Here is a 26,997-nt window from a genome sequence, read left to right as displayed (position 1 = left end):
AGGCGCGCTTCAGCCGGCCTCGCGGATGTGCTCGGCCGTCGCCAGATCGACCGAAACCATCTGGCTCACGCCGCGCTCGGCCATGGTGACGCCGAAGAGCCGTTCCATCCGCGCCATGGTGATCGGATTATGGGTGATCAGGATGAAGCGCGTCTGCGTGTTCCGCGCCATTTCGGTGAGCAGGTCGCAGTAGCGCTCGACATTGGCGTCGTCGAGCGGAGCGTCGACCTCGTCGAGCACGCAGATCGGCGAGGGGTTGGTCAGGAAGACGGCGAAGATCAGCGCCGTCGCCGTCAGCGCCTGCTCGCCGCCCGAGAGCAGCGTCATCACCTGCGGCTTCTTGCCGGGCGGCCGGGCGAAGATCTCGAGCCCGGCTTCGAGCGGATCATCCGAATCCACCAGCCTGAGCTCCGCCTCGCCGCCGCCGAACAGCACGCCGAAAAGCTGCTGGAAATGGCCGTTGACGATCTCGAAGGCGGCGGTCAGGCGCTCGCGGCCTTCGCGGTTGAGCGCGCCGATCGCCTGCCGCAACCGCCGGATCGCCTCGGTCAGGTCGTCGCGTTCGGATGAAAGCCCCTCGCGCTTGCCCTTCACCTCGGTGAGCTCGTCCTCGGCCCGCAGATTGACGGCGCCGAGCCGCTCGCGCTCTGCCTTGAGATTCGTCAGACGCCGTTCGACCGCCTCCGTCTCGGGCAGCGGGTCGCCGGCCTTGTGCCCCGCGATGGCCTGCAGCCCGTCGAGCCCGGTCTCCAACCCGTCCTCGATCTGGCGCGCGATATCGGCAACGCGCTGGCGCGCGGCGTCGCGCCGGGCCTCGGCCGAGGCTCTCCGCTCGCGGGCGCCGGACAGTCCCTCCAGCGCAATGCGCGCCTGCCGGTCGGCATCCGCCAGCGCGGCCTCGCCATTCGCCAGCCTGTCGGCGCTCTCGCGCCGCGCTGCCTCCGCCTGCTCGATCTCGGCGACGAGGCGCCTGCGCTCGGTCAGGAAGGTGTCGGGAGCTTCGAGCAGCGCCTGCCGCTCGGCGGTGGCCGTCGCGATGCGCTGCCGGCTCTCGCCGGCGCTCTGGCTGCTGGCGTTGGCGCGCTTGCGCCAGGCCTCGATATCGGCGGCGATGGCGGCGCGGCGGCGTGCCCGCAGCTCCGCCTCGCGCGCCAGGGTCTGCAGCCGCGCGCGGGCGTCGGAGGCGGTGGCCCGTCTTTCGCCCAGCATGGCCCGTGCCTTGAGCAGGCTGTTTTCGAGCTCCACCGAAACGGGCAGCGCGGCCAGTGCCTTCTCCTGCTCGCTCGCCTGCGCGCCGGCCTCCGCCGCGCTCTGGCCGAGCCGGCTGATCGCCTCCGTCAGGCCCGAGAGCCGTGCCGCCATCTCCGCCGCCTTGCGTTCGGCGCCGGCGAGTTGCTCGCGGCTCTGGTCCAGCAGGCGGCGCGCCTGCCGTGTCGCCTCGATCGCTGCGGTCTCGGCCTGCGCGGCGGCGCGCGTTTCCGCGATGACCGCTTCCAGCACCCCGCGCGCGACTTCGGCCGCCTCGCGGGCGGCGATGGCCTCGCGCTGGAGGTCGTCGAGCCGGTTCTTTTCGGCCAGCCGCCGCGCGGCGGGGGAGGGCGCCTCGGCGGCGCTGGTGAAGCCGTCCCAGCGCCAGACATCGCCTTCGCGCGAGACGAGGATCTGTCCAGGCGCGAGCAGGGCGCGCAGACGCTCGCCATCCGCCCGCGCGACCACGCCGATCTGGGCGAGGCGACGGCCGAGCGCGGCCGGCCCCTTCACATGGCGCGCCAGCGCCTCCGCGCCATCGGGCAGCGCCGGGTCGCCTGCGCCGGAGCCGGTCTCGCGCCAATGCGCTGGCGCGGCCGTGTCGGAGGCGGCGTCGAGATCGTCGCCGAGCGCCGCGCCCAGCGCGACCTCGAAACCCTTGGCGACCCTGATCGCCTCGATGATGGCGGGCCAGCGGCCGTCTGTGGCGGGGGCCAGCAGCTTGCGCAGCGTCCCGATCTCGGTTTCGAGCCGTTGCGCTTTGCGGTCGGCTTCGGCCAGCGGCCCGCGCGACTGATTCTCCCGCTCGCGGGCCGCCGCGAGCGCCGTGCGTGCGGCGATGGCCTGCGCATCCGCCGCCCGCATCGCCGCCTCGCCGGCAGCGAGAGCCTCGCGCAAGCCGTCGAGCGGCGCGCCGGTGCTGGCGGCTTCGATCGAGGCCTGGTCGCGCTGGAGCCTGTCGCGTTCCGCCGAGGCCCGCGCCTCGCGCTCGCGGGCTTCGCGCAGCGCGCGCTCCAGGGCGCCGCGGCGGGCGGCGAGTTCGGAGAGCGCGGCCTGAGCCGCGGTCTGCTCGGCCTCGGCGGCGGCCAGCGCCGCTTCGGCCTCTTCCTGCGCGGCCGTGGCGGCTTCGGTGCTGCCGCCGGAGCCTTCGCTTTCCCGAGCGAGCGCGGCGTCCTCCTCGGCGAGCCGGGCGAGGCTCTCGGTAGCGTCGCGGCCGATGCTCTCCTGCCGCGCCAGATCGGTCTGCAATTCGGCCAGCCGCTTGCCGAGTTCCTCCGCCCGTTGCTTCGCCCGGCGGTTCTCGGCCTCGAGCTCGTCGAGCCCGCGCTTCAGCCGGACGAGAGCCGCGGCGGCGGCTGCCTCGCCTTCGCGCAGCGCCGGCATCTCATGGGCGGCGATGGCCTGCCTTTTCGCGGCCTCGGCCTGGATGCCGGTCTGCTCCGCGACGGCGCGCACCGCCTCCTCCAGAACGTGCTCGGCTTGCGCCTCCTGCACGCGGCCATCATGCAGGGCGATCAGCGCCAGCATGGCCTCGGCCCGGCGGATATCGGCGGCGAGGCTGCGATAGCGTCCCGCCTGCCGCGCTTGCCGCTGCAACGCCTCGATCTGCCCGTCGATCTCGCCGAGCACGTCCTCGAGCCGGGTCAGATTCTCCTCGGCGCCCTTCAGCCTGAGCTCCGCCTCGTGGCGCCGGCTGTGCAGGCCGGCGATGCCGGCGGCGTCCTCCAGGATGCGCCGGCGCGATTGCGGCTTGGCCGAGATGATCTCGCTGATCTGCCCCTGGCGGACGAGGGCCGGCGAACGGGCGCCGGTCGCGGCATCGGCGAAGAGGAGCTGCACGTCCTTCGCCCGCACCTCCTTGCCGTTGATGCGGTAGGTCGAGCCCTCCTCGCGCTCGATCCGGCGCGTGATCTCGAGGACATCGGCCTCGTTGAAGGCGGCGGGCGCCTTGCGGTCGCTATTGTCGAGGGTGAGCGCGACCTCGGCCATGTTGCGGGCCGGGCGCTCGTTCGAGCCGCCGAAGATGACGTCGTCCATCCCCGAGCCGCGCATGTTCTTGAACGAGCTCTCGCCCATCACCCAGCGCAGGGCTTCGACGAGATTGGACTTGCCGCAGCCATTGGGCCCGACGATGCCGGTCAGCCCCGGCTCGATCTGGAATTCCGTCGGCTCGACGAAGGTCTTGAAGCCGGTGAGCTTGAGGCGCGTCAGATGCATCGGCGCGCCTCTTCCTTCTCCCACCAATCCCGGGCTTGCCCGAGATTGGAGCTTTTAAGCGCATGTCGGAAACATCCGACATGCGCGGGGAGAAGGTGTCTGCGAAGCAGACGGATGAAGGTTGTCAGCGCTGGGCTACCCTCATCGGTCAGCGCTTCGCGCTGCCACCTTCTCCCCCGAGGGGAGAAGGATACGCGGCCGCCCCGCTCACTTCGCGAGCAGCGGCTCCAGCACCTTGTCGAACTCGGCGATCGAGACTGCACCGGAGAGTTTCTGCCCGTTGACGAAGAAGGTCGGGGTGGCGTCCACGCCCGCCTTGGCGCCGCCATCCTTCACCGTGGTAATGGCGTCATAGATGTCCTGCCTTTTCAAGCAGGCTTCAAAGGATTCCTGCGAGAATCCGGCCTGTTTCACCAGCGCCGAAAGCGCATCGACCGGTTTGTCGACGAAGGCCCAGTTCTTCTGCTGCGAGAACAGCAGGTCGGTCATCGGGTAGAATTTGTCGTTGCCGTTGCAGCGGGCGAGCATGAAGCCGGCCGTCGCGAGCGGGTCGAGCGGGAATTCGCGCAGTGTGAAGCGGATCTTGCCGGTGTCGATGTACTTCTTCTTCAGCTCCGGCCAGGTCGTCTCGTGGAAATGGGCGCAGTGCGAGCAGGTCATCGACGCATATTCGATAACGGTGACCTTGGCGTCCGCCGGGCCGAGCCAGACATCGCCGAGCGGGCCGGCATCCGGCAGCTTGGTCTGGGCACGGGCGGCGGTGATGCCCGTGAATTCGGCGCCCGCGAGCGCGGCGGCGGCGATCCCGGCTGCGCCGGTCAGGAGCTGTCGCCTGTTGGTCATCGTGAGGGGTCCTCGAAGGGTCAAAGATCAAAATCGGGAGCTATAGAGGCCGGTGCATTGTGGCAAGAGCCCATCGGCGCCTGCGGCCTCATGCTCACGAAGCCGTGTCATTTGTGATCGGGATCGCCCTGCCGTGCCTTCTGCGACACCGCGCGGCCGAGCCGGGCCAGCGCATCGCGCAAGCCCTCATCCGCGACCGAAGCGACCTGATCCTCGATCCGCGCGGCGGCTGCGGGGTCGAGTGGCGGCGCCGGCCGGGCGGGGACGTGCAACGGCGCCACCGGGCCCTGCTTCAGCACGAGCTTGCCGACCGCGCGCCAGCCGAGATGGGTGTTGACGCGCTCGACCACCAGCGGGCCGAGCTGCTGCATCTCCAGCGCGAAGGCGCTCTCGACGCGCACGACCATCGTCGCAGGCTCCGTCGCCTCGCCCGGCACCGGGCGCCGCTTGGGCCAGTCGATCTTGAGCGGCCGCGTGCGCTGGCTCAGCCGCTCGCCGACGATCTCCGGCCAGAGCGAGACGATGGCCCGCCCCGCGAAACCCTGCGCGGCGAGCGCGGGCGCGATGCAATCGTCGATCAGCTCTGCGAGGGATTTGGCGGCCATGGCTTATTCTGCGCGTGGGGTTGGGGGCGTGGCAAGGCGGTGGGGAGGGATCGCGAGCGGATTGCTGCTTTCAACCTGTTGCAGAAGGAGCGAGATGCTCCACTCTAGGCTTCGGGCTCGTATCATGGGCCAAAGGATGCCGAGAGCAGTGATGGGACAGTTCTACGTCGTCACCGATTGCGAGTTCGACGGGCCAACGCCCGGTGAAAATTCGATGCTCTCATTCGGCTCCGTCGCCGTATCGGCCGGCGGCAGCATCTTTGGCGAGTTCGAGGCCGTTCTCGAAACTCTCGACGGGGCAGCGAGCGATCCCAGCACCATGTCCTTCTGGGAGAAGCACCCGGAAGCATGGGCGGCTGCGACCGGCAATCCAGAACCTGCCGCCACTGTCATCGGCCGATTTGTCGACTGGGTGAAATCATTCCAGGGCAAGCCGATCTTTGCGGCGCATCCCGTTAGCCTCGATGGGGCATGGTTCGATTATTATCTGCGGCGATACATGAAACGCCCGCTGTTCGAAGGGCCATGGGTTTCCGATCGGCTTTTCCATCATGCGCCCCTTTGTCTGATGTCCATGGTGGCTGGAAGCACAGGGCGAGATCATTGGGAATGCGATGTTGAGAACTATCCAACCAGATGGCTCGGCGAGGTCGAGCACACGCATCGCGCGATTGATGACGCTCGCGGTTATGCAAACCTCTTGAGCTTCTTCATTCAGAATGGGCGCGCTGTGCGCGAGTTTTAGATCTGCTCCCCAGGCTAGGCGCACAATTCAGAAAAGCTCCCTGACCCCGCCCGGCGTCTCGATGAGGGCGCCATAGCGCAATTCGGGCCCCGGAACCGCGATGGGTGGACGGTCGACAGCAAGCTCGCGGAACAGCGTCCCCATCGTTCCGGCTTCAGGATGTTCGAACCAGAAGCAAAGCAGCCGCGCGTCGAGATCGGCCATGCTCGCCATCGAACGCGGCTTGCCCCGCCTGTCGATGATGGATGGGGCACCGTCCGGGGGCAGCGCGCCATCGTCCGGGATGGCGAAATCGAAGCTCGGGGCATCCATCGGCAGCGCGATCTTCCTCCCGAAAATCTGCTCGCGGCCCCTGAGGAGGCCATCGATGTCGTCGGTTCTGGCCACCCAGCCGCGGAGCCGGCGGCCGGTATCCCAATCCCGCCTGACCTGCTTCTGGTCGTCGAGGCCGAACCAGCGCGCGCGGTCGGGCCGGCGCCCATCCGGATCGAGCGCGACGATCTCCAGATAGACCATGTTCCCGAGCTGCAGCAGGCGGTTGTGCGTGCCCATATAGGCATGCCGCTGACCGAAGGGGACGTCGATGTCGAGACAGGCGCGGACATGGTCGACGCCCTCAGCCAGGGTCGGGGCGATGACGGTGAGGTGGTCGAGCTTGAGCATGCTTCATCACTGCGGGTGATCATGCCCGCTGTCCACAGCAGGCAATTGTTGATGTGACAGTGCCGTCGCACGCCTCTTCGCAGCCTCGCCGCCACGCGCTAAACCGGCTGGATGGACGCCTCCGTTCCGATGCCCCGCGCCGCCGATCTGCTCGCCTGGTACGACCGGCATCGCCGCGCCTTGCCCTGGCGCGCGGAGGCGGGCGAGCGGCCCGATCCCTACCGCGTCTGGGCCTCCGAGATCATGCTGCAGCAGACGACGGTTACGGCGGTGAAGCCCTATTACGAGCGCTTCATGGCGCGGTTTCCGACCGTGCAGGCTCTGGCTCGGGCGCCCTCGGAAGAGGTCATGCAGGCCTGGGCCGGCCTCGGCTATTATTCCCGCGCCCGCAATCTCCATGCCTGCGCGAAGGCGGTGATGGAGAATCACGCCGGCCGTTTCCCGGACACGGAGGAGGGCTTGCGCGCGCTGCCCGGCATCGGCGCCTATACGGCCGGCGCCGTCGCGGCGATCGCCTTCGACCGGCCGGCGGCGGCCGTGGACGGCAATGTCGAGCGGGTGATGACCCGGCTTTTCGCCATCGCGGACGAATTGCCGGGCGCGCGGCCATTGATCCGCGAAAAGGTGCTGGCGCTGTTGCCGGCCGGCCGGCCCGGGGATTTCGCGCAGGCCCTGATGGACCTCGGCGCCACCATCTGCACCCCGCGCAACCCGGCCTGCGGGCTCTGCCCCTGGCGCGAGCCCTGCCGGGCGCGGATCGAAGGCACGCAGGAGAGCTTCCCGCGCAAGGCGAAGAAGAAGGCGGGGCAGACGCGCTATGGCGCCGCCTTCGTGCTGACCCGCGCCGATGGTGCGATCCTTTTGCGCACGCGACCGGCCAAGGGCCTGCTCGGCGGCATGGCCGAAGTGCCGACAAGCGAATGGCGTGCCGATTACGAGCTCGACGGGGCCGCGCAGGACGCCCCGCTGCCGCTGCGCTGGACGGAAGTGCCGCAGCCCGTCCGGCACGTCTTCACGCATTTTCCGCTGGAGCTGACGGTCTTCACCGGGGCCGTGCCGGCGAAGACCCCGGCGCCTGCGGGCATGCGCTTCACGCCGCTGGGCCGGCTCGCCGAAGAGCCTCTGTCGGGCGTGATGGTTAAGGTGCTGGCCGCCGCCGGCGTGAAGGTCACCGGCCTCAGCGCGTGACCGCCACCACGGAGCCGGTGCCGATCATCACGCCGCCTGCGGCGCGGTTCATCCTTTTCACGGCGGCCGGCGTGCGCAGCCAGCGCCGCGCCCGGCCGGCGAGCAGGACATGTCCACCGATCACCACCGCCTCGACCAGCAGGATGACGCCGGCCAGCACCGCCACCTGCGAGAGCGTCAGCTGCGGGCCGACCACATGCGGCAACAGTGCCAGATAGAACAGCGGCATCTTGGGGTTGCCGAGATTGAGCGCGACCCCCGTCAGGAAGACCGGCACGAGCGCGCGCCGCTCCGTCTCCCCGCCGGGACCCGGCAGAACCGGATCGGCGCGCCAGAGCATGATTCCCATCACCACGAGATAGGCCGCTCCGACATAGCGAAGGACCGTCATCGCGGTGCCCATCTCGGCAGCCAGCAGCGACAGGCCGAAGGCGGCGAGGATCAGGAAGATCAGGATTCCGGCCACGGTGCCCAGACCATAGGCGAGGCCCGAAGCCGCTCCATGCGAGAGCGTGCGTGCCACGATCGTCATATTGTCGGGGCCCGGGCTTGCCGCGAAGACGAAGAACGCTGCGCCAAAGGCCGCGAGGGTGCCGAGATCGAGTGTGACGGGGTCCATGAGCGGTCTCCTGCCGGTAGGGCAGGGTTAAGCATGAACCGTGCCGGCGATCGGCTCAGGCCGCCGCCATCTGCGCCCTGATCTCGCCGCGCAGCATGTCGAGCAGCATCAGCTTGCCCTCGCGCTCGACATGCCAGAAGGTCCAGCCATTGCAGCTCGGCAGGCCCTGCACCAGCGCGCCGACCTTGTGGATCGAGCCGATGGCGGGGCCGACCGACAGCGTGCCGTCGGCGCGGATGACGGCGCTGTGGCGGCGTTTGTCGTCGATGACGGTCTCGCCCGCCTTGACCAGCCCGGCCTCGACCAGGCTGAGGAAGGGCACGCGCGGCTCGCTGCGCTTCGACGGCGCGGTGGCGAAGGCTTCAGGCGGCAGCGGCTTCACCGCCGCGATGCGCTCGCGCGCAGCCTTCGCATAGACGGCTTCGCGCTCGAGCCCGATGAAATGGCGGCCCAGCGCCTTGGCGACGGCACCGGTCGTGCCGGTGCCGAAGAAGGGATCGAGCACGACGTCGCCGGGATTGGAAGCCGAGAGCAGCACGCGGGCAAGCAGCGCCTCGGGCTTCTGCGTCGGATGCACCTTCGCGCCGTCGGCGCCCTTCAGGCGCTCGTCGCCGGTGCAGAGCGGCAGATACCAGTCCGAGCGCATCTGAAGGTCGTCATTGCCGCCCTTCAGCGCCTCATAGTGGAAGGTGTATTTCGATTGCTCGCCGCGCGCCGCCCAGATCAGCGTCTCATGCGCGTTGGTGAAGCGCCGGCCGCGGAAATTCGGCATCGGGTTGGCCTTGCGCCAGACGATGTCGTTCAGCATCCAGAAGCCGAGATCCTGCAGGATCGCGCCGACGCGGAAGATGTTGTGATAGCTGCCGATGACCCAGAGCGCGCCATCGGGCTTCAGCACCCGCCGCGCCGCCGCGAGCCAGGCTTTGGTGAAGGCGTCGTATTCGGCGAAGGAGGCGAACTTGTCCCAGTCGTCGTCGACGGCGTCGACGAGGCTGTCGTCGGGCCGGCGCAGATCGCCGCCGAGCTGGAGATTATAGGGCGGATCGGCGAAGACGAGATCGACGCTCCCCGGCGGCAGGGCATTCATCGCCGCGACGCAGTCGCCGACGATGACCTGATCCAGCGGCAATGCCGCAGGAATGCCGCCCTGTTCGAGGAGGTTATGATCGTGAAGGCCCTTGGCCTTCATCCGAGCCCCCAGCGCTGGCCGTCCGGTACGCGAAACCTGAATCCGGACGGGAGCGCTGGCGGTCCCGGTACGCGAGATACCCATGACGCCAAGACCGTTACGCAACTTCAACGAGGGCGATACTGGCGAGTCAGGGTAAAGGCCGGGTTTCCGGTTTGAAAAAAATGCGTCCCATTCTGGGGCTGCAGTTTTTGCCTAGGCCATTGGCAAGAAAGAGAAATTCGTAAACGCACGTTAACCTGCGGACCTCCCGTTGGGGCAGGGGGTGGCGGCTTCGATGGGCTTGCGGCCTGCGGCCAACGTCATGCCCGGGCCTGAACCGGGCATCTCCTGCCGAAGGAGGTTCTGGCGCCTTTTTTGCCTGAGATTCTCGGGCCTGCGCTTCGCCTGAGGATGACGCCTGGCGATCCCTACCGGAACCAGACGCCCTTCACGGGCGCGAAGGAATAACGGTGCTCGGGGCAGGGGCCGTGCTCGGCGATCGCCTTGCGGTGCTGCGGCGTCGCGTAGCCGACATGTCCGGAGAAGCCATAGGCCGGATAGCGCCGGCACAGCCGCGCCATCATCCGGTCCCGCGTCACCTTGGCGACGATCGAGGCGGCCGCGATGGAAGCCACTGCCCCGTCGCCCTGGATGATCGCCTCGCAGGAACAGGCCAGCACCGGCGGATCGTTGCCGTCGACCAGGACATGCAGCGGCGCCAGCGGCAGCGCCGCCACGGCCCGGCGCATCGCGAGCAGCGTCGCCTGCCGGATGTTGACGGCGTCGATCTCGACCGCGGTGGCGCTGGCGACGGAAACCGCGAGCGCCCGCTCCATGATCTCCGCGAAGAGCTCCTCGCGCAGGGGTGCCGGCAGCTTCTTCGAATCGTCGAGCCCGGCCGGCACGCGCTCGGGATCGAGAATCACCGCAGCCGCCACCACCGGCCCGGCGAGCGGCCCGCGCCCGACCTCGTCGATGCCGGCCAGCGGCCAGCGGCCGTCGGCGATGGCAAGCGTTTCGCGGGTGAAGTCTGCAGGCATGGCGGGCTTATGCAACAGAGTCCGATTCGGAGCCAGAGCGACGTGAGCGCACGCCCTCCGTCATGCGCGGGCGCAACCCGAGCATCTCTCGCCGCAGGGGGCTCTGGAATCCTCTCGGGCGAGAGATTCTCGGGTCGGCGCTTCGCTTCGCCCGAGAAGGAGGGCTTCATTCAGTAGGCCGGCACTGCTCGCGCGTCAGAACAAGCTCAACTGCGCCTTCTCCTTCTCCGGCTTGACGAACAAATCCGTACGCAGCCGCCTGCGCGCTGTGTTGAAGCCGATGCGCTCGGCCGCCATCTCGAAGCGCCGGCCGATCATCCAGGCATAGGGGCCGGAACCGACCATGCGCTGGCCCCATTGCGAATCGTAATCCTTGCCGCCGCGCGTCGAGCGGATCAGCGACATCACATGGCGCAGCTTGTCCGGGTGATGGGTGAGCAGCCATTCCTGCACGATGTCGCGCACCTCCAGCGGCAGCCTGAGCAGCACGTAACCAGCCTCTTGCGCGCCCGCGGCCTTGGCAGCATCGAGGATGCGCTCGATCTCGTGCTCGTTGATCGCCGGGACGATCGGCGCCACCAGCACCGTGACCGGAATGCCGGCTTCCGAGAGCTTGCGGATCGTCTCCAGCCGCTTCGGCGGCGAGGCGGCGCGCGGCTCCATCCCACGCGCGACCTTCGGATCGAGCGTCGTCACCGAAAGCGCGACCTTGACGAGCCCCTTCGCCGCCATCGGCGCGAGGATGTCGATGTCGCGCTGCACCAGCGCCGATTTGGTGACGATGCCGACGGGATGGTTGAACTTTGCCAGCACCTCCAGCACCTGGCGCATGATGCGCAGCTTCTTCTCGATCGGCTGGTAAGGGTCGGTGTTGGTGCCGATGGCGATGGTGCGCGGCTGGTAGGAGGGAGCGGAGAGCTCCTTCTCCAGCAATTGCGCCGCATCGAGCTTGGCCGTCAGCTTGCTCTCGAAGTCGAGCCCTGGCGAAAGGCCGAGATAGGCATGGGTCGGCCGGGCGAAGCAGTAGACGCAGCCATGCTCGCAGCCGCGATAGGGATTGATCGAGCGGTCGAAGGAGATGTCCGGCGAGTCGTTGCGCGTGATGATGCTGCGCGCCTTCTCATAGGCGATCTCGGTCTTGAACGCCGGCAAGTCGCCGAGCGAGCCCCAGCCGTCATCTTCCGCGACGCGCTGTTCGGCCTCGTAGCGCCCGCCCGGATTGATCGTGGCGCCGCGCCCGCGCCGCCGCTCGGGATCGATGCTGCTGCCGACATGGGCGAGCGGATCGACAGGCGCGATTCGCACGGAGGCGGACACCGGCTCGCTACCCTGCCGCCGCAGCGGCAGGGCCGTCGGCATCGGCCGGGAAGTCGGTCTGGCCTGGGGCATGGCTGTTCCATCCTGCCGAACGCCGGGAATCGGCGTCCATCATTGGTCTCGAATGTGAACATAACGGGAACAAAAGGCAAGTGACAGGATTGCGACGTGTTGCGCTGCGCCATACACATTGCAGATGCTCACAGCCGTGATCCGTGCGCCCGGCTCGGCGCAAGCCATCGCCGCGACCTTCGCCGTGCTGATTCCGGCGGTGGCTGAGGGATTCCTTGGCCATGCCGTCGTCGTCGACACCGTCGGCGCGGACGGTCTCGCGCGCATCGCCGATGCGACGGGTGCGAGCTATCTGCGCGCGGGCAACGCCGAAGGCTGGCATCTTGGCGCCAAGGAAGCGCGCGGCGACTGGCTCCTGCTGCTCGATGCCGGCGACGTGCCGCAGCTCAATTGGGCGCAGGCGGTCGAACGGCACCTCCTGCTCGCGCCCGATGCGCCGGCGCTGCTGCCGCTGCGCGGCTTCGCCGCCTCCTTGCGCGAGCGCGCCGCGATCTCCTTCGGCGGCCGGCGGCTGCGTGCGGGCCTGATCGCGCCCAAGGGCGCGGTGCTCGCCGGCCGGCTCGGCCATGCGCCGCGGCGGCTGCAGACGGGGCGGGAGCGCGTGAGCGGATAGCTGGCCGTCGGGGCGAATGGCCCGGCAAGGCGGCTGCGCAGGAGCGCGAACGCATCAGCGATGTTCGAGATAGTCGCCCGTATAGTTCAGCAAGGCGCGCATGGCCTGGCGCGCGGCATCGGCGTCCTCGCGCTGGATGGCGGCGGCGACGGCGCCGTGATTGTCGAGGTTTCCCTCGAACACGGTCACAGTGAAATCGAAGATCGCGCTGAGCAGCGCGTCGATCGCGCCGTGAAGGCTTTGCAGGACGGGATTATGCGTGGCGTCCAGAACCGCCAGGTGAAAGGCCTTGTCGGCTGAGATCGCGCGGGCGGGATCGTGGCGGTCGCGGACCATGGCCGCATAGGCTGCGCTGATCGCGTCGCGCTGCACGTTGGTCGCGCGCGTGGCTGCGAGCGCGGCCGCTTCCGGCTCGATGATGCGGCGCGCCTCGGCGAAGGCGAGGAGATCGGCGCGGCTGATTCCGCTGGCGGCGATCCAGCCGATCAGGTCGCGGTCGAGCCAGCTCCATTCATGGCGCGGGCGCACATGCGTGCCGTGGCGCTGGCGCACGCTGACCAGCCCCTTTGCCGCCAGGATCCGGACGGCTTCCCGCACGACGCCCCGGCTGACCTGGAAGCGCGCTTCGAGAGCAGGTTCGGCGGCCAGCGCACCGCCCGGCGGCGGATTGCCGCCGACGATCTCGATGCCGAGGCTTTCGACCACGCTGCTGGTCCGGGCGGGCTTGCGGTTGGTCATGAGCCTCGAGCGATGCGGTTCGGAGGCTTCTTAGCCGCCGCCGTCCTGCGTCACAAGCAAGCGGGCTTCGTGTCCCGCATGCTTGCGGTCAAACATCATATGTTTTACATCGGATGTTTGAAGGGCCGCGGCGAGAAGATCGCGGTCACCAACACTCGGGAGGAGTTGGGCCATGGCCACCTTCGAAGGGACTGTGAATCGAGCGGAAACGATGCGGCGGGTCGGCTGGCGCCTGCTGCCCTTCCTGATGCTGCTTTATCTGATCGCCTATATCGACCGTTCGAACATTTCGGTGGCGGCGCTTCAGATGAATGCCGAGCTCGGCCTCACAGCCGAGATGTACGGCCGGGCGGCCGGCATCTTCTTCGCGACCTACATCCTGTTCGAAATTCCCAGCAACATGGTGCTGGCCCGTGTCGGTGCGCGCCGCTGGATCGCCCGGATCATGCTGAGCTGGGGCGTCATTGCCGCCGGCATGGCCTTCGTCACCAGCGCCAACCAGCTCTACGGCATGCGCCTGCTGCTCGGTGCAGCGGAAGCCGGCTTCACCCCCGGCGTGATCTATTACCTGGCGCGCTGGTTCCCGTCGCGCGAGCGCGCCAATGCCATGTCGTTCTTCTATATCGGTGCGGCGCTCGCCTCGGTGATCGGCCTGCCATTGTCGGGGTTGCTCCTCGGCCTCGACGGCTGGCACGGCATGGGGGGCTGGCGCTGGCTTTTCCTGATCGAAGGCATCCCGGCGGTGTTGCTGGCCTTCGTCACGCTCAAAGTCCTGACCGACCGGCCCGCGGATGCGGCCTGGCTCGCGCCGGCCGAGCGGGACTGGCTCGAAAAGACGCTGGCGCAGGAGCAGTCCGACACCCCGGTGTCGCATACGGCCGGGTGGCGTCAGGCCTTCACCAGCGGCAGGGTCTGGCTGCTGGCGCTGTTCTGGCTGCTGCAGGCCTTCGGCACCATCGGCATCACGCTGTTCCTGCCGCTGATCGTGAAGTCGGTATCGGGTCAGAGCAACATGACGGTCGGCCTGCTCTCGGCCGTGCCGTTTCTCGTCGCCTGCATCTTCATGTTCTTCAACGGGCGCCATTCGGATGCGAGCGGCGAGCGGGCGCTCCATCTTGGCCTGCCGCTGGTCCTGGCCGGTCTGGTTCTGGCGGTCGCCGTCCAGCTCGCGGGCCAGCCGACAGTGGCCTTTCTGCTGCTGGCCCTGTCGATCGGTCTCAACTGGGCCGCCATCCCGGTCTTCTGGGCGGTCACGACCGAATACGTCTCCGGCATCGCTGCCGCCGTCTCGATCGCGCTGATCAATGCGGTGGCGAACCTGGCCGGGCTGGGCCTCCCGCCGGTCATCGGCTGGATCAAGGACGCAACCGGCAATTTCAACGTCGCGCTCCTGGTCGTCGCCATCGCTCTGGTGATCGGCGGATTGCTGGGCATCGTCCTGGCTCCGCGCCGTCGGATGATCGATGCCGTGCAGGACGATGGGCTCGCACGGGCGGGACGGGGCACCCCATGATCCCGGCCGGCAAGACCGCAGCGCTGCATGGCATCCATGCCATCGCCTATGCGCTGTTCGACGAGAACGAGGCGCTGGATCGCGCCGCCATGAGGCGGCAGACGGAGCTGTGCCTCGCAGCCGGGGTCCATGGCATGGCGGCGCTCGGCCTGGCGACGGAGGTCGCCAAGCTCTCCGAGGGCGAGCGTCGCACCGTCATGGACTGGGTGGCGGAGGATACTGGCGGGCAGGTTCCCCTGGCCTTCACGATCTCAGGCAATTCGGTCGCCGAGCAGGTCGCCCAATTGCGCCATGCGGAAAATGTGGGAGCCGACTGGGTCATCCTGCAGCCGCCGGCGGTCGGGAGTTTCCCGGCCGGCGAATACATCCGCTTCTTCGGCCGCGTGGCCGAGAAAAGCACGATCCCCGTGGCGATCCAGAACGCGCCCGCCTTTCTCGGGCGCGGCCTGACGGCCGAGGATATCCGCGTGCTGACCCGCGAATATCCGAACATCAGCCTGCTCAAGGGCGAGGGATCGGCCGTCGAGATCGAGCGCGTCATTCAGCTCACGGAAGGGCGGGTGCCCGTTTTCAACGGTCGCGCCGGCCTGGAACTGATCGAGAGCCTGCGGGCCGGGTGCGCTGGCTTCATCCTGGCACCCGACTGCATCGATCATGCCGTGCGCATCTATGAGCGCTTCCGCGCCGGAGAGGAGGCGCAGGCCGAGGAGATGTACGCGCAGGTGCTGCCGGCCATCACCTTCGTGATGCAGGGGCTCGAGCACCTGATCTGCTATGGCAAGCGCCTCTTCGCGGCCCGCACAGGCCTTCCGGTCTTCGACCGGGCACCGGCGTTGCGGCCGACGGACTTCGGTCTCTCGCTGGTCGAGGCCCACGCGAAGCGGCTGGGCGCCTTCGCGGCCCCGAATTCCGCGGGGAAGAAGCCGGTCTAGCCGGAGCGCTCATGTCCGGCGCCCCGGACCGGGGGCCCTTCAGGAGCACAAGCCGGCCATCAGGCTTGCGCTCCTGTCTCTGTCAGATCTGATTCCTGAACGTATCGCAGCTCTGCATCGAGCCCGACTGGAAGCCGGTGTTGAACCATTTGGTCCGCTGCGCCGAGGAGCCATGTGTGAAGGAATCCGGCACGACCACGCCTTGCGCCGCCTTCTGCAGCTTGTCGTCGCCGATGGCCGAGGCCGTGCGGATCGCTTCCTCGATATCGCCCTGGTCGAGCCGGCCCATCGCCTGGATGTTGTGGGCCCAGACGCCGGCGAAGCAGTCCGCCTGCAATTCGATCCTGACCGAGATCGCATTGGCATCGCGCTCGGAGGAACGCTCGCGGAGCTGATTCGCTTTCGGCAGAATGCCGATCAGGTTCTGGACATGGTGCCCGACCTCGTGGGCAATGACATAGGCATAGGCGAAGTCGCCGCCACCGCCGAGCTTGCGCTGCATTTCCTGGAAGAAGGAGGTGTCGAGATAGACCTTGCGGTCGTTGGGGCAATAGAACGGCCCCATCGCCGACTGCGCCACGCCGCAGCCGGAGCGGTTGACGCCGGAGAACAGCACGAGCTGCGGCGCCTGGTAGCGGGTGTTGGCCTGCTGCGGCAGCAGCTTGGTCCAGACGTCCTCGTTCTGCGCCAGCACGGCCGAGACGAAGCGGCCCATCTGGTCCTGCGGCGGGCCGGAGGACTGGCGCGTCTGTGGCGTCTGCTCGCGCCCGCCGATGCCGCCGATCATCTCGGCCCCGCCGATCAGCAGGCGCGGGTCGATACCCAGCGCCCAGCCGAGCAGGCCGAGCACCACCATCGTGCCGATGCCGATGCCGCCGCGACCGCCGGGCATGCCGGCGAAGCCGCCACCGCCACCTCCCCGCCTGTCCTCGAGATTGTCGGACTGGCGGTAATCTTCCCACTGCATGGTCAGGTCCCCGACGAAACTCTTCGCAATCTCGCCAAGAGAGACGGCGAACTCAAGCTGTCTTTGCGGGCGATGGCTGAACGCGAGGTGACTGCGGCGGTTTACAACCGCTCAGGCCTCCGCCTCCAGCGCCGTCTTGAGCGCACGCAGGTCGCGCCAGACCAGGCGCTTCTGCAGGGGCTGACGCAGGAGATAGGCCGGGTGCAGCGTCGCCATGGCGCGGATGCGGCGCGAGCCGGTGTCGTACTCGACCCATTTGCCGCGCGAGGCCAGGATGCCCTTGAAGCCGAGCAGGCCCTGCGCCGAGGGGCCGCCGATGCAGACCAGGATCTCGGGGTTGGCGAGCTCGATCTGACGCTGGATGAAGGGCAGGCAGATCGCGACCTCCTGCGGCGTCGGCGTGCGGTTGCCGGGCGGGCGCCAGGGCAGCAGGTTGGCGATATAGACGTCGTCCTTCCGCGTGAGTCCGATCGCCGCCAGCATGCGGTCGAGGAGCTGGCCGGACCGGCCGACGAAGGGCAGGCCGAGCCTGTCCTCATCGGCCCCCGGCGCCTCGCCGACCATCATCACGCGGCCTTCCGGATTGCCGTCGGCGAAGACGAGGTTCTTGGCCGTGGCCTTGAGCGCGCAGCCCTCGAACGTCGCCAGCGCCGCCCTCAGCTCGTCGAGCGTGTGCGCCTCGCGCGCCAGGGCGCGGGCCGTCAGCGTCGCATCGTCGGGGGCGGTGGCCGCAGCCGCGATCGGCCGGCTCGCCGGCGGCGGAGCACCTCCCGGAACGCGCCCGGCCAGGGTGGCGAACGGACGCTGCGCGGGCGGCGGCGCGGGCGCGGAGAAATGGTCGTGCGGTTCCTCGTCGAGCGCCTCGGTCACGCCCATCTCGGCGTACCAGCTCAGGAGCTCGTAGGGACCCGGCTCGTCGGGAGAGACTGCATCGGAGAAGCTCATGGCTCATCCTATACCCTGTCGAGCCGCTTCGCGAGCGTTCGCGGTTGCAAAATGGAGCATAGGCTTGGATAGAGGGTTTCCAGACTGATCAGCGCCCGTCGTTGAACGAACGGGCAAAACAGTTTACATATAAACTATCTGGGCAGCGCGTTTTCGCGTGCGGAGGACGGGATGGATCTGAAGGAAGCGCAGAGCGAACCGCGCGAGAGCATGGACTATGACGTCGTCATCGTCGGCGCCGGCCCTGCGGGCCTGGCCGCTGCGATCCGGCTGAAGCAGCTCGACGAATCCGTCTCCGTCGTCGTCGTCGAGAAGGGCGCCGAGGTCGGCGCCCATATCCTCTCCGGCGCCGTCATCGACCCGATCGGCCTCGACCGGCTGGTGCCGGACTGGCGCGACGATCCGGAGCGTCCGCTGACCACCGAGGTCAAGGAAGACGTCTTCTATTTCCTGACCGAGCCCAGCGGCATCCGCCTGCCGAATTTCGCCATGCCGTCGCTGATGAACAACCACGGCAATTTCGTCGGCTCGCTCGGGCTGGTGACGAAGTTCCTTGCCGCCCGTGCCGAGGCGCTCGGCGTCGAGATCTATCCCGGCTTCGCCGCCGCCGAGCTGCTCTATAACGAGGACGGCTCGGTTGCGGGTATCGCCACCGGCGACATGGGCATCGCCAAGGACGGCACGGTTTCCGAGCGCTTCACCCGCGGCATGGAGCTGCGCGGCCGCTACACGCTCTTGGGCGAGGGCGCGCGCGGCTCGCTCTCCAAGATCGCGATCAGGAAATTCGCGCTGGACGAGGGGCGCGAGCCCCAGAAATACGGCATCGGCCTGAAGGAGCTCTGGCAGGTCAAGCCGGAGAAGTTCCACAAGGGCCGCGTCCAGCATTCCTTCGGCTGGCCGCTCGACAACGGCACCGGCGGCGGCTCCTTCCTCTACCATTTCGACGACAATCTCGTCACCGTCGGCTTCGTCGTGCATCTGAACTACCAGAACCCGACGCTCTCGCCCTTCGACGAGTTCCAGCGCTTCAAGACCCATCCGATGATCCGCGACGTCTTCGAGGGCGCCAAGCGCCTCTCCTATGGCTCGCGGGCCATCACCGAGGGCGGCTACCAGTCGGTGCCGAAGCTGACCTTCCCGGGCGGAGCGCTGATCGGCTGCGCCGCCGGCTTCGTCAACGTTCCCCGCATCAAGGGCAGCCACAACGCCATCCTGTCGGGCATGCTCGCGGCGGACAAGCTGGTGCCGGCGCTGCAGGCGGGCCGCAAGCATGACGAGGTCGTCGAGATCGAGACGAGCTGGCGCGACAGCGCCATCGGCAAGGATCTGAAGCCGGTCCGCAACGTCAAGCCGCTCTGGTCGAAGTTCGGCACGCTCATCGGCATCGGGCTCGGCGGCGTCGACATGTGGCTGAACCAGCTTTTCGGCTGGTCGCCTTTCGGCACGCTGAAGCACGGCAAGCCGGACTTCGCCACGCTGAAGCCGCTCGCCGAGGTCAAGCCGATCAGCTATCCGAAGCCGGACGGCAAGATCTCCTTCGACAAGCTCTCCTCGGTCTTCCTCTCCTCGACCAATCACGAGGAGGACCAGCCGGCCCATCTGAAGCTCACCGATCCGTCGGTGCCGATCACGCAGAACCTTCCGCTCTATGGCGAACCGGCGCGGCTCTATTGCCCGGCCGGCGTCTACGAGGTCGTCTATGAGAACGCGGAGACGAAAAGCAATCCGCGCTTCGTGATCAACGCGCAGAACTGCGTCCACTGCAAGACCTGCGACATCAAGGACCCCGCCCAGAACATCACCTGGACGGTGCCCGAGGGCGGTGGCGGGCCGGGCTACGCGAATATGTGATCGCTCGGCGAGGCTGCTTGCCGGCCTTCCCCAAATGAAAAGGGCGCGCCTCGCGACGCGCCCTTTGTTTTACGCGAGGGGCGATCAGCCCTTGCGTACGACCTTCGGGGCTTCCTTCACCTCGGTGGTGGCGCAGCCGGCGACGAAGCCGGCGAGAAGAGCGACGGCGGCAAAGCTCAGAACAATCTTTTTCATTGGAATGACCCCCAATAGAGCGCCCGCCGGAACTGCGGGTCGCAGGAATATAGCCCGGATATCCCGCGCCGAAGACTGGCGATTGCTTCATGGCTCCTTTTGGGGAGCGGGTTTTCGGCAACTGTTGCGCGGTCGCTACGAAAGTGCCGCATTCGCGCCGGGCCCGGCTTGCCCGCTCGCCCGGAAACCGCCATCTTGACCCCCTACGCGAGCGATCACGGTCCGCTGGAAGAGCGCCCCGGAACAGCGGGGCGGCGGACCGAGGGAGAATGGCAGTCGTGACATTTTTGAAGAAGGTGCGTGCCTCCGGCACGGCTGCTGCATTGTCTTTGGTCCTGGCCTTGCCGGTGGCCGCCGCTGCGCAGGGCGCGACGCCACGGTCCGCCGAATCGCTTGAGCCCGCCGACAGCCTCGAAGGCAATTACCTCGCGGCGATCGTGGCCGGCGCCTCGCGTGATCTGGGTGCGGCTTCCGTCTATCTGCGCGAGGCGGTCAAGGAAGATCCGCAGAACAACGATCTCTTGGAACGCGCTTTCGTCGCCTTCCTGGCCGACGGCTCGATGCCGGACGCCTTCCGCGCCGCCGACCGCCTGATCCAGGTCGATCCGAGCAATGGCCTCGCCCAGCTCGTCGTCGGCATCCGCGCGATCAAGCAGAAGAGCTACCAGACCGCGCGCAACCACCTGCAGCGCGGCGGGCGCGGTCGCGCCGCGGACATCACCGCGACGCTGCTGTCCGCCTGGTCCTATCTCGGCTCGGGCAATTCGAAGCGCGCCGTCGAGACGCTGGAGCGCCTGAAGGGCGAGCCCTCCTACAATCTCTTCCGCGACTATCACGCCGGCCTGATCCTCGATGCGGCCGGCCGCCGGAAGGAGGCCGAGAGGCGCCTGAAGAGCGCCTACGACGCCGAGAAGACGACCTTGCGTCTCGTCGATCTCTGGGCCCGTTTCCAGGCCCGCAACGGCGATTTCGACGATGCCACCGCAACCTATGCCGATTTCGACCGGCTGCTGCCGAACCACCCGATCATCCGCGAGGGCATGGCCCTCGTCGCGAAGAAGGAAGCTCCGCCGCGCCAGATCGCGACGCCGCAGCAGGGCGCGGCCGAGGTGCTCTACGGCCTCGCCAGCGCCGGCAACCGCCAGGGTGACGAGGCGGCGGCGCTGCTCTATCTGCGCATGGCGATCTTTCTCGATCCGAGCCACGACCTCGCCATCCTGACGCTTGGCGACATCCTCGAGCGCTCGCGTCAGCCGGAAGATGCGGTCGCGGTCTACGACAAGATGCCGATGACCTCGCCGCTGCGGCCCAATGCCGAGATCCAGGCCGGGCTCGCGCTGGAGAATCTCGGCAAGCACGACGATGCCGTGAAGCATCTCGACAGGGTCATCAGCGAGCGGCCCGACGACGTCGATGCGCTCGCCGCGCTCGGCAACATCTATCGCTCGCGCAAGCAGTTCGCCGAGGCCGCCGACACCTATGACAAGGCGATCGCCAAGCTCGCCGTACCCGGCCGCGCCAACTGGGACCTGTTCTATTTCCGCGGCATCGCGCGCGAGCGCATCAACCGCTGGCCCGATGCCGAGGCCGATCTGCGCAAGGCGCTGGAACTGCTGCCCGATCCGCTCGGCCGCGAGCGGGCGCTGGTGCTGAACTATCTCGGCTACTCGCTGGTCGACAAGCATCTGAAGCTCGACGAGGGGCTCGACATGCTGCGCCGGGCCGTCGAATTGCGCCCGCGCGACGGCTACATCATCGATTCGCTCGGCTGGGCCTATTATCGCCTCGGCCGGTACGAGGACGCCTCGCGCGAGATCGAGCGCGCCGCCGAATTGCGCCCCTCCGACCCGGTCATCAACGACCATCTCGGCGACGTCTACTGGAAGACCGGCCGCAAGCTCGAGGCGAAGTTCCAGTGGAACCACGCCCGCGATCTCAAGCCCGAGCCGGAAGATCTGCCGAACATCCTGCGCAAGATCGAGCGCGGGATGGAGGATACGCCATCGGCGAATGCGGGCGAGCAGGCTAGCCCCGCCGAGCAGAAGAAGGACGGCGGCTGACGCCTGCCCCGCGCGATGGAGCCGGGAGCGGAGAGCAGGGGCCTTGCCATGGCCGCCTCTGCCGGTGATGCGCTGCGCTTGCGGACGCGTGCCCGCGCCAAGGTCAATCTCGACCTGCGCGTGCTCGGCCGGCGTCCGGACGGCTATCACGAGCTTGAAAGCCTCGTCGCTTTCGCCGGCATCGGCGACGAGCTTGCGCTCGACCCCGGCCCGTTGCTCTCGCTGACGATCGCCGGTCCGCGCGCCGCCGGGCTGGAAGCCGATGATCGCAACCTCGTCCTGCGGGCGGCACGCGCTTTCGGTCAGGCCTTTCCGGGCACGCATGCGGGCGCATTTCATCTCACCAAGCGGTTGCCGGTGGCTTCGGGCATCGGTGGCGGCTCGGCCGATGCGGCCGCGGCGCTGCGCCTGCTCGCACGGCTGAACGACATTGCCCTGTCGGACCCGACACTGCGTGAGGTTGCGGCGGGCGTGGGGGCCGACGTTCCCGTCTGCCTGGAATCGCGGGCGCGGCTGATGGCCGGCATCGGAGACAGGCTGGGGCCGGCGCTGCGGCTGCCTTCCTTGTTTGCCGTGCTGGTCAATCCGGGTGCGCCGGTCGAGACCGTCGGGGTTTTTCGCGCGCTGGGGCTGGCGGCCGGCGATCGACTTTTGGCCGCTGGCGGGAGCTTGCCCGCGCTGCCGGCCTCTGCGGCTGAGTGGCGCGCCGTGCTGGCACGCTCCGGCAACGACCTTGCCGTCCCGGCGCAACGCATCGCCCCCGAAATCGGCGAGGTTCTGGAGCGGCTGGCGGCGCTGCCCGGAAGCCGGCTTGCCCGCATGTCCGGCTCCGGCGCGACCTGCTTCGCCCTGTTCGACGATTGCGTTGCCAGTGCGGCAGCCGCGAAGGCGCTGGCGAAGCAGCGCCCCGAATGGTGGGTCAGGGCGACGCTGCTGCGCTGACCACGGATGTCGGCACGCTGCGCCGGCGATAGGCGATGAGCGTGGCGACGAAACCGCAGGCCGCCGCGAACATCAGCCAGAGGCCCGCCACGGCCCGGTTGCCGGTCGCCTCGATCAGATAGGTGCTGACCGCCGGGGTGAAGCCGCCGAACAACGCGGTCGCGAGGCTGTAGGCGACCGAGAAGCCGGTCGTGCGCAATTCGACCGGAATGATCTCGGTCAGCGCCACCACCATCGCGCCGTTATAGCTGGCATAGATGAAGGAGAGCCACAGCTCGACCATCAGCAGCCGCGCGAAGGAGGGCTGCGAAACCAGCCAGGACAGGGCCGGATAGGCGCTGACGAAGAGCAGGGCGGTGAAGGCGATGAGAAGCGGCTTGCGGCCGACCCGGTCGGATAGCGCCCCCATCACCGGCAGCCAGAACAGGTTGGAGACGCCGACGCAAAGCGTCACCAGCAGGCTGTCGATGCTGGAGAGCTTCAGCACCTCCTTGCCGAAGGTCGGGGTGTAGGCGGTGATGAAGTAGAAGGACACCGTCGTCATCGTCACCAGCAGCATGCCGACCAGCACGGTCTGCCAATGCGTCGCCAGCATCCGGATGATCTGGCCGGGCGTCGGATGGCTCGCGCTGCGCTTGCGCTCGGCGAATTCCTCGGTCTCCTGCATCGAGCGGCGCAGCAGGAAGATCAACGGCACGATCAGGCAGCCGACCAGGAACGGGATGCGCCAGCCCCATTCGGTCATGGTCTCGGGCGGCAGGATGGTGGCGAGCCAGACGCCGAGCAGCGCCACGAAGATCACCGCGACCTGCTGGCTGCCCGACTGCCAGCTCACATAGAAGCCCTTGTTGCCGGGCGTCGCGATCTCCGAGAGATAGACCGAGACGCCGCCGAGCTCGACGCCGGCCGAGAAGCCCTGCACCAGCCGCCCGATCACGACGATGATCGGCGCCAGGATGCCGATGGAGGCGTAGGTCGGCGCGAGCGCGATGGTGAGCGTGCCGAAGGCCATCAGCATCAGGGTGAGGAGCAGCCCGGCGCGGCGGCCGTGATGGTCGATATAGCTGCCGAGCACGATGGCGCCGAGCGGACGCATCAGGAAGCCCGCGCCGAAGGTCATGAACGCCGCCATGAGCTGTGCGAACTCGCTGCCGGACGGGAAGAACGCCTTGCCGATCGCCGCGGCGTAATAGCCGAAGACGAAGAAGTCGTACATTTCGAGGAAGTTGCCGCTCGAGACGCGGACGACGGACCAGATCTGCGACTGGCGCTGCGACGATGCCGACATGGCCATTCTCCGGCCTAAGCGTTTCCCACAGCCATCACGCTATGCCTGCGCATGGCCAGAGGGAAGCCCCGGATTAGAGAAACAGGCGCCCCTTTTGGCTTCGGTTCAGTCGGTACCGCCGCTGCCTTGCGGGAACAAACCTTTCATCATCATGAGGCCGATCGCGGCGACGGTCGTCGCATCCCTGATCCGACCGCTCTCGATCATCGCGACGACTTCGCTGGCCGTGAAGCGGCGGCAAACGAGGCCTTGCTCTTCGAGATCGCTGCCTTCGTAGCGGAGCCGGCGGGCGAGAAAGAGATGACAGCCCTGATTGGAATAGCCATAGCATTCGAACAGATAGCCGAGCTTGACCATGTCTTCGGCGTGGAGGCCGGTTTCCTCGCGCAGTTCGCCGCGAGCGACACTCACGGGATCTGCCTGCGGATTCAGCTCCCAGGAGCCTTGCGGTAGCTCCCAAAAGCGCGCGCCGACGGGGTAGCGATACTGCTCGACCAGGTGAATGCTGCCATCCGGTTCGACCGGGATGATGGCGACAAAATCAACTTTCTCGACGACGCCATAGATGCCGTGCGACCCATCCTGCCGCTGGATGGCATCCTCGCGAACCGTCATCCAACGGTTTGCGTAGACGACTCTCGACGATAGGGTCGCGATTTCCGGTTTCGCGTCGGACGCCGGATCTGCCATCGATGGCTCGACCCGCGGCTTCAATGCGCCCGTGCGATGCAGAAATCGACGGCGTCATTGAGCGCCTGCTTCATCGGCGAGGCCGGGAAGAGGCCGAGCGCATCCTTCGCCATCTTGGCATAGTGGCGCGCGCGCTCGATCGTGTCCTCCAGCGCCTTGTGCTTGCGCATCAGCGTCTGAGCCTGCTCGAGATCGCCGTCCTCGATCGCACCGTCCTGCAGGGTGCGCTTCCAGAAGGCGCGCTCCTCGCTGCTGCCGCGGCGGAAGGAGAGCACCACCGGCAGCGTGATCTTGCCCTCGCGGAAATCGTCGCCGGTGTTCTTGCCGAGCTTGGCGGCGACCCCGCCATAGTCCAGCGCGTCGTCGATGAGCTGGAAGGCGATGCCGAGATTGAGCCCGTAGCTGCGGCAGGCCGCCTCGTTCGCCTTGGAGGAGCCCGCGATCACCGGCCCGACCTCGCAGGCGGCGGCGAAGAGCTCGGCGGTCTTGCCGCGAATCACGGAGAGATATTCGTCCTCCGTCGTCTCGGTGTTCTTGGCGACGGAAAGCTGCAGCACCTCGCCCTCGGCGATCACGGCGGCCGCCGTCGAGAGAATGTCGAGCGCGCGCAACGAGCCGACCTCGACCATCATCTTGAAGGCCTGGCCGAGCAGGAAGTCGCCGACGAGCACGCTTGCCTCGTTGCCCCAGAGCATGCGGGCGGCGAGCTTGCCGCGGCGCATGTCGCTCTCGTCGACGACGTCGTCATGCAGCAGCGTGGCCGTGTGCATGAACTCGACGGAGGCCGCGAGCTTGACCTGGCCTTCGCCCTGGTAGCCGCAGAGATCGGCCATCGCCAGCGTCAGCATCGGCCGCAGGCGCTTGCCGCCGGAGGAGATCAGATGGTTGGCGACCTCCGGGATCATCGTCACGTCCGAGCCGGTGCGCGACAGGATCATCGCATTGACGCGCTCCATGTCCTCACGCGTCAACGCCACCAGCGGCTCGATGCCGCGCTGGCCCGATTCCCGTTCCTCGAAGGATACGACGACACCCAATGGACTGAACTCCAGCCAAACCACTCGCGCCGGGCGGCGCGCCCGGAGCCATGCCACAACCGTTGCATGGGACGCCAGCCCCCGCAATTGCACCGCGTCGCCGCAGTGGGACCACAGGATGCTTGCACCGGACCCGGCGCTTCGGCTCCATGGCGGCATGCATGAACTCGTCCGCACCAATGATCTGATCCTGCTCGGCGCCCTCGAAGCGCTCCTGAGCGCGGCCAATCTCGATTGCCTGATCGCTGACCAGCACATCAGCGCGCTGGAAGGCATGATCGGCGCCTTCCCGCGCCGACTGCTGGTGCGCGACCAGGATCGCAGGCGCGCTCGCGCATTGTTGATCGATGCCGGCTATGGCGCCGAGCTGCGCGATGAGTGAGGCGAAGGCGCCCGCCGGCCTCGGCGAGATCGTCGAGGATCGTCTGCTCGACGGCCGGCTGATCCTGCGCCAGCCGCGCAAGGGGCATCGCGCCGGCAGCGACGCGGTGCTGCTCGCGGCTGCCCTGCCGGAGCTGGGAGCGGGCCGGCTCCTCGACATTGGAGCAGGCGTCGGGACGGTGGGGCTCGCTGCGGCGCTGGCGCAGCCGCAGCTTGGCGTCACGCTGCTGGAGCGCGATCCGGAACTGGCGGGGCTGGCGGCCGGCAACGCGGCGCTGAACGGCATGGAGGGCAGGATCTCTGTCGTCGCGGCCGATGTCGGTGCTCCGGCGGGGAAACTCACCGGGCTCGGCCTCGCGTCAGGGTCATACGATGCTGTCGCGATGAACCCGCCCTTCTATCCACCCGGCGCTACGCGGGCGTCGCCGGTGCCGAATCGCAAGGCCGCCCATGTCGCCGAGGGCGATCTGGCAATCTGGCTGCGCGCCGCCCGGCGTCTGCTGAAGCCGGGCGGGCTGATCGCGATCATCCATCGCGCCGAGGCCTTGCCGGAATTGCTCGCCGGCCTCGAAATCGGCTTCGGCGCTCTCGCCATCCGGCCGGTCCATGCCTTCGCCGAGCGCCCGGCGATTCGCATCGTCGTCACAGCCGTCCTGAACAGCAGAAAGCCGGCAGAGTTGCTGCCGGCTTTCGTCATCAATGGTCCGGATGGGCGGCTAACCGCGCTGAGCGACGCCGTCCATCGCGGGCGGGCTAAGCTGGGCTGACGCTACCAGTAACGTGGGCCGTAGAAATAGCGCGGCCCGTAGACCGGCGGCGCGAAGAGCGGCGGCGCATAGTAGCGCGGGCCATAATACCGGCGCGGCCCGTAATAGCGCGGTCCATAGTAGCGGCGCGGGCCGTAATAGCGGCGCGGTCCGTAATAGTACTGCGCCTGCTGGACCATCCCGCCGGTCGCATCGACCAGCGGCGCGGCGGCGACGGGCGCGGCGGAGGCCGGGGCGGCGCTCAGAGCGGCCAGGCCCAGCGTGCCTGCCGCCATCGCGGAAAGAAGCATGGTTCTGAACATGAAATCCTCCGTGAGACGGTGTCGGCCGGGTGAACTTGCGAAAGCTGG

Annotated in this window: 26 protein-coding genes; 10 read left to right on the top strand and 16 right to left on the bottom strand. The window is 68.0% G+C overall.

Annotated features, from left to right (window positions below; all coding sequences use genetic code 11):
* Positions 1 to 9: 9 nt before the first annotated feature.
* From GGC47_RS03295 to GGC47_RS03285, 3 genes are all read right to left on the bottom strand, one after another.
* Positions 10 to 3,465, bottom strand: coding sequence for a chromosome segregation SMC family protein (locus GGC47_RS03295; RefSeq protein WP_142020154.1), 3,456 nt, complete (start codon positions 3,463 to 3,465; stop codon positions 10 to 12).
* Positions 3,466 to 3,672: 207 nt separating this feature from the next.
* Entirely contained in the window at positions 3,673 to 4,308 is a 636-nt protein-coding gene (locus tag GGC47_RS03290) for a DsbA family protein (protein WP_038360963.1), read from the bottom strand.
* A gap of 107 nt (positions 4,309 to 4,415) precedes the next feature.
* Positions 4,416 to 4,913: a DUF721 domain-containing protein gene (locus tag GGC47_RS03285; RefSeq protein ID WP_142020155.1), complete on the bottom strand. Its 498-nt coding sequence runs from the start codon at positions 4,911 to 4,913 to the stop codon at positions 4,416 to 4,418.
* Positions 4,914 to 5,064: 151 nt separating this feature from the next.
* On the opposite strand from GGC47_RS03285, the gene GGC47_RS03280 reads away from it, so the two are divergent.
* Positions 5,065 to 5,658, top strand: a complete 594-nt coding sequence (locus tag GGC47_RS03280) for a 3'-5' exonuclease family protein (protein WP_142020156.1) — start codon at positions 5,065 to 5,067, stop codon at positions 5,656 to 5,658.
* 27 nt (positions 5,659 to 5,685) lie between these two features.
* Here GGC47_RS03280 and GGC47_RS03275 read toward each other — a convergent pair whose 3' ends face one another.
* On the bottom strand, positions 5,686 to 6,321 hold the full coding sequence (locus tag GGC47_RS03275) for a VOC family protein (RefSeq protein WP_142020157.1): 636 nt from the start codon (positions 6,319 to 6,321) through the stop codon (positions 5,686 to 5,688).
* Positions 6,322 to 6,432: 111 nt separating this feature from the next.
* On the opposite strand from GGC47_RS03275, the gene mutY reads away from it, so the two are divergent.
* Complete coding sequence (mutY, locus tag GGC47_RS03270; RefSeq protein WP_142020158.1) at positions 6,433 to 7,509, top strand: A/G-specific adenine glycosylase; 1,077 nt, start codon at positions 6,433 to 6,435, stop codon at positions 7,507 to 7,509.
* On the opposite strand, the gene GGC47_RS03265 is transcribed toward mutY, so the two are convergent.
* The 4 genes from GGC47_RS03265 to GGC47_RS03250 all read right to left on the bottom strand — a co-directional run bounded on the left by GGC47_RS03265 (position 7,499) and on the right by GGC47_RS03250 (position 11,698).
* A complete protein-coding gene (locus tag GGC47_RS03265) occupies positions 7,499 to 8,128 on the bottom strand; it encodes a LysE family translocator (RefSeq protein WP_142020159.1) in 630 nt (209 codons plus the stop codon). The two genes, mutY and GGC47_RS03265, sit on opposite strands and share 11 nt — an antisense overlap.
* 55 nt (positions 8,129 to 8,183) lie before the next feature.
* Positions 8,184 to 9,401, bottom strand: coding sequence for a site-specific DNA-methyltransferase (locus GGC47_RS03260; RefSeq protein ID WP_113253988.1), 1,218 nt, complete (start codon positions 9,399 to 9,401; stop codon positions 8,184 to 8,186).
* 326 nt (positions 9,402 to 9,727) lie between these two features.
* Positions 9,728 to 10,339, bottom strand: a complete 612-nt coding sequence (locus GGC47_RS03255; protein ID WP_038360974.1) for a ribonuclease HII — start codon at positions 10,337 to 10,339, stop codon at positions 9,728 to 9,730.
* A gap of 195 nt (positions 10,340 to 10,534) precedes the next feature.
* Positions 10,535 to 11,698 (bottom strand): PA0069 family radical SAM protein, encoded by a 1,164-nt coding sequence (locus GGC47_RS03250; RefSeq protein ID WP_370954823.1) that lies wholly within the window; start codon positions 11,696 to 11,698, stop codon positions 10,535 to 10,537.
* A 166-nt stretch (positions 11,699 to 11,864) separates the two neighbouring features.
* On the opposite strand from GGC47_RS03250, the gene GGC47_RS03245 reads away from it, so the two are divergent.
* Positions 11,865 to 12,341: a glycosyltransferase family A protein gene (locus tag GGC47_RS03245; RefSeq protein ID WP_162737898.1), complete on the top strand. Its 477-nt coding sequence runs from the start codon at positions 11,865 to 11,867 to the stop codon at positions 12,339 to 12,341.
* Positions 12,342 to 12,395: 54 nt separating this feature from the next.
* Here GGC47_RS03245 and GGC47_RS03240 read toward each other — a convergent pair whose 3' ends face one another.
* On the bottom strand, positions 12,396 to 13,079 hold the full coding sequence (locus tag GGC47_RS03240; RefSeq protein ID WP_038360976.1) for a FadR/GntR family transcriptional regulator: 684 nt from the start codon (positions 13,077 to 13,079) through the stop codon (positions 12,396 to 12,398).
* A 30-nt stretch (positions 13,080 to 13,109) separates the two neighbouring features.
* Entirely contained in the window at positions 13,110 to 13,253 is a 144-nt protein-coding gene (locus GGC47_RS03235; RefSeq protein WP_370954671.1) for a hypothetical protein, read from the bottom strand.
* Here GGC47_RS03235 and GGC47_RS03230 point away from each other — a divergent pair.
* On the top strand, positions 13,252 to 14,592 hold the full coding sequence (locus GGC47_RS03230) for an MFS transporter (protein WP_429066859.1): 1,341 nt from the start codon (positions 13,252 to 13,254) through the stop codon (positions 14,590 to 14,592). The genes GGC47_RS03235 and GGC47_RS03230 overlap by 2 nt on opposite strands.
* Positions 14,589 to 15,524, top strand: coding sequence for a dihydrodipicolinate synthase family protein (locus tag GGC47_RS03225; RefSeq protein ID WP_370954669.1), 936 nt, complete (start codon positions 14,589 to 14,591; stop codon positions 15,522 to 15,524). The genes GGC47_RS03230 and GGC47_RS03225 overlap by 4 nt, the downstream gene beginning before the upstream one ends.
* Before the next feature lie 82 nt (positions 15,525 to 15,606).
* On the opposite strand, the gene ypfJ is transcribed toward GGC47_RS03225, so the two are convergent.
* Entirely contained in the window at positions 15,607 to 16,491 is an 885-nt protein-coding gene (ypfJ, locus tag GGC47_RS03220; protein WP_113253992.1) for a KPN_02809 family neutral zinc metallopeptidase, read from the bottom strand.
* Between the two features lie 111 nt (positions 16,492 to 16,602).
* Complete coding sequence (locus tag GGC47_RS03215) at positions 16,603 to 17,436, bottom strand: uracil-DNA glycosylase (protein ID WP_142020162.1); 834 nt, start codon at positions 17,434 to 17,436, stop codon at positions 16,603 to 16,605.
* A gap of 171 nt (positions 17,437 to 17,607) precedes the next feature.
* Here GGC47_RS03215 and GGC47_RS03210 point away from each other — a divergent pair, with 171 nt between their 5' ends.
* From GGC47_RS03210 to GGC47_RS03200, 3 genes are all read left to right on the top strand, one after another.
* Positions 17,608 to 19,287, top strand: a complete 1,680-nt coding sequence (locus GGC47_RS03210) for an electron transfer flavoprotein-ubiquinone oxidoreductase (RefSeq protein ID WP_038360984.1) — start codon at positions 17,608 to 17,610, stop codon at positions 19,285 to 19,287.
* A gap of 473 nt (positions 19,288 to 19,760) precedes the next feature.
* Entirely contained in the window at positions 19,761 to 21,542 is a 1,782-nt protein-coding gene (locus GGC47_RS03205) for a tetratricopeptide repeat protein (RefSeq protein WP_248311130.1), read from the top strand.
* 48 nt (positions 21,543 to 21,590) lie between these two features.
* Positions 21,591 to 22,484, top strand: coding sequence for a 4-(cytidine 5'-diphospho)-2-C-methyl-D-erythritol kinase (locus tag GGC47_RS03200; RefSeq protein ID WP_142020163.1), 894 nt, complete (start codon positions 21,591 to 21,593; stop codon positions 22,482 to 22,484).
* Here GGC47_RS03200 and tcuC read toward each other — a convergent pair.
* The 3 genes from tcuC to GGC47_RS03185 form a co-directional block, all read right to left on the bottom strand.
* Positions 22,462 to 23,778 (bottom strand): MFS transporter, encoded by a 1,317-nt coding sequence (gene tcuC / locus GGC47_RS03195; RefSeq protein ID WP_185747778.1) that lies wholly within the window; start codon positions 23,776 to 23,778, stop codon positions 22,462 to 22,464. The two genes, GGC47_RS03200 and tcuC, sit on opposite strands and share 23 nt — an antisense overlap.
* Before the next feature lie 99 nt (positions 23,779 to 23,877).
* Positions 23,878 to 24,462, bottom strand: coding sequence for an NUDIX hydrolase (locus GGC47_RS03190; protein WP_429066853.1), 585 nt, complete (start codon positions 24,460 to 24,462; stop codon positions 23,878 to 23,880).
* 20 nt (positions 24,463 to 24,482) lie between these two features.
* On the bottom strand, positions 24,483 to 25,499 hold the full coding sequence (locus tag GGC47_RS03185) for a polyprenyl synthetase family protein (RefSeq protein ID WP_038360990.1): 1,017 nt from the start codon (positions 25,497 to 25,499) through the stop codon (positions 24,483 to 24,485).
* A 157-nt stretch (positions 25,500 to 25,656) separates the two neighbouring features.
* On the opposite strand from GGC47_RS03185, the gene GGC47_RS03180 reads away from it, so the two are divergent.
* The gene (locus GGC47_RS03180) at positions 25,657 to 25,881 is read left to right on the top strand and encodes a putative signal transducing protein (protein WP_038362326.1); all 225 of its coding nucleotides are present in this window, start codon (positions 25,657 to 25,659) and stop codon (positions 25,879 to 25,881) included.
* The gene (locus GGC47_RS03175; protein WP_142020164.1) at positions 25,874 to 26,647 is read left to right on the top strand and encodes a tRNA1(Val) (adenine(37)-N6)-methyltransferase; all 774 of its coding nucleotides are present in this window, start codon (positions 25,874 to 25,876) and stop codon (positions 26,645 to 26,647) included. The genes GGC47_RS03180 and GGC47_RS03175 overlap by 8 nt, the downstream gene beginning before the upstream one ends.
* A gap of 2 nt (positions 26,648 to 26,649) precedes the next feature.
* Here the strand turns inward: GGC47_RS03175 and GGC47_RS03170 are convergent, their stop codons facing one another.
* A complete protein-coding gene (locus tag GGC47_RS03170; RefSeq protein ID WP_038360993.1) occupies positions 26,650 to 26,949 on the bottom strand; it encodes a hypothetical protein in 300 nt (99 codons plus the stop codon).
* Positions 26,950 to 26,997: the final 48 nt, after the last annotated feature.

Origin of the sequence: Allobosea sp. OAE752 (assembly GCF_050433265.1) — a bacterium.
Lineage (GTDB): Bacteria > Pseudomonadota > Alphaproteobacteria > Rhizobiales > Beijerinckiaceae > Allobosea > Allobosea spartocytisi.
Note: the sequence above shows the minus strand (reverse complement) of the source record. Positions and strands in the feature narration are given on the sequence as shown.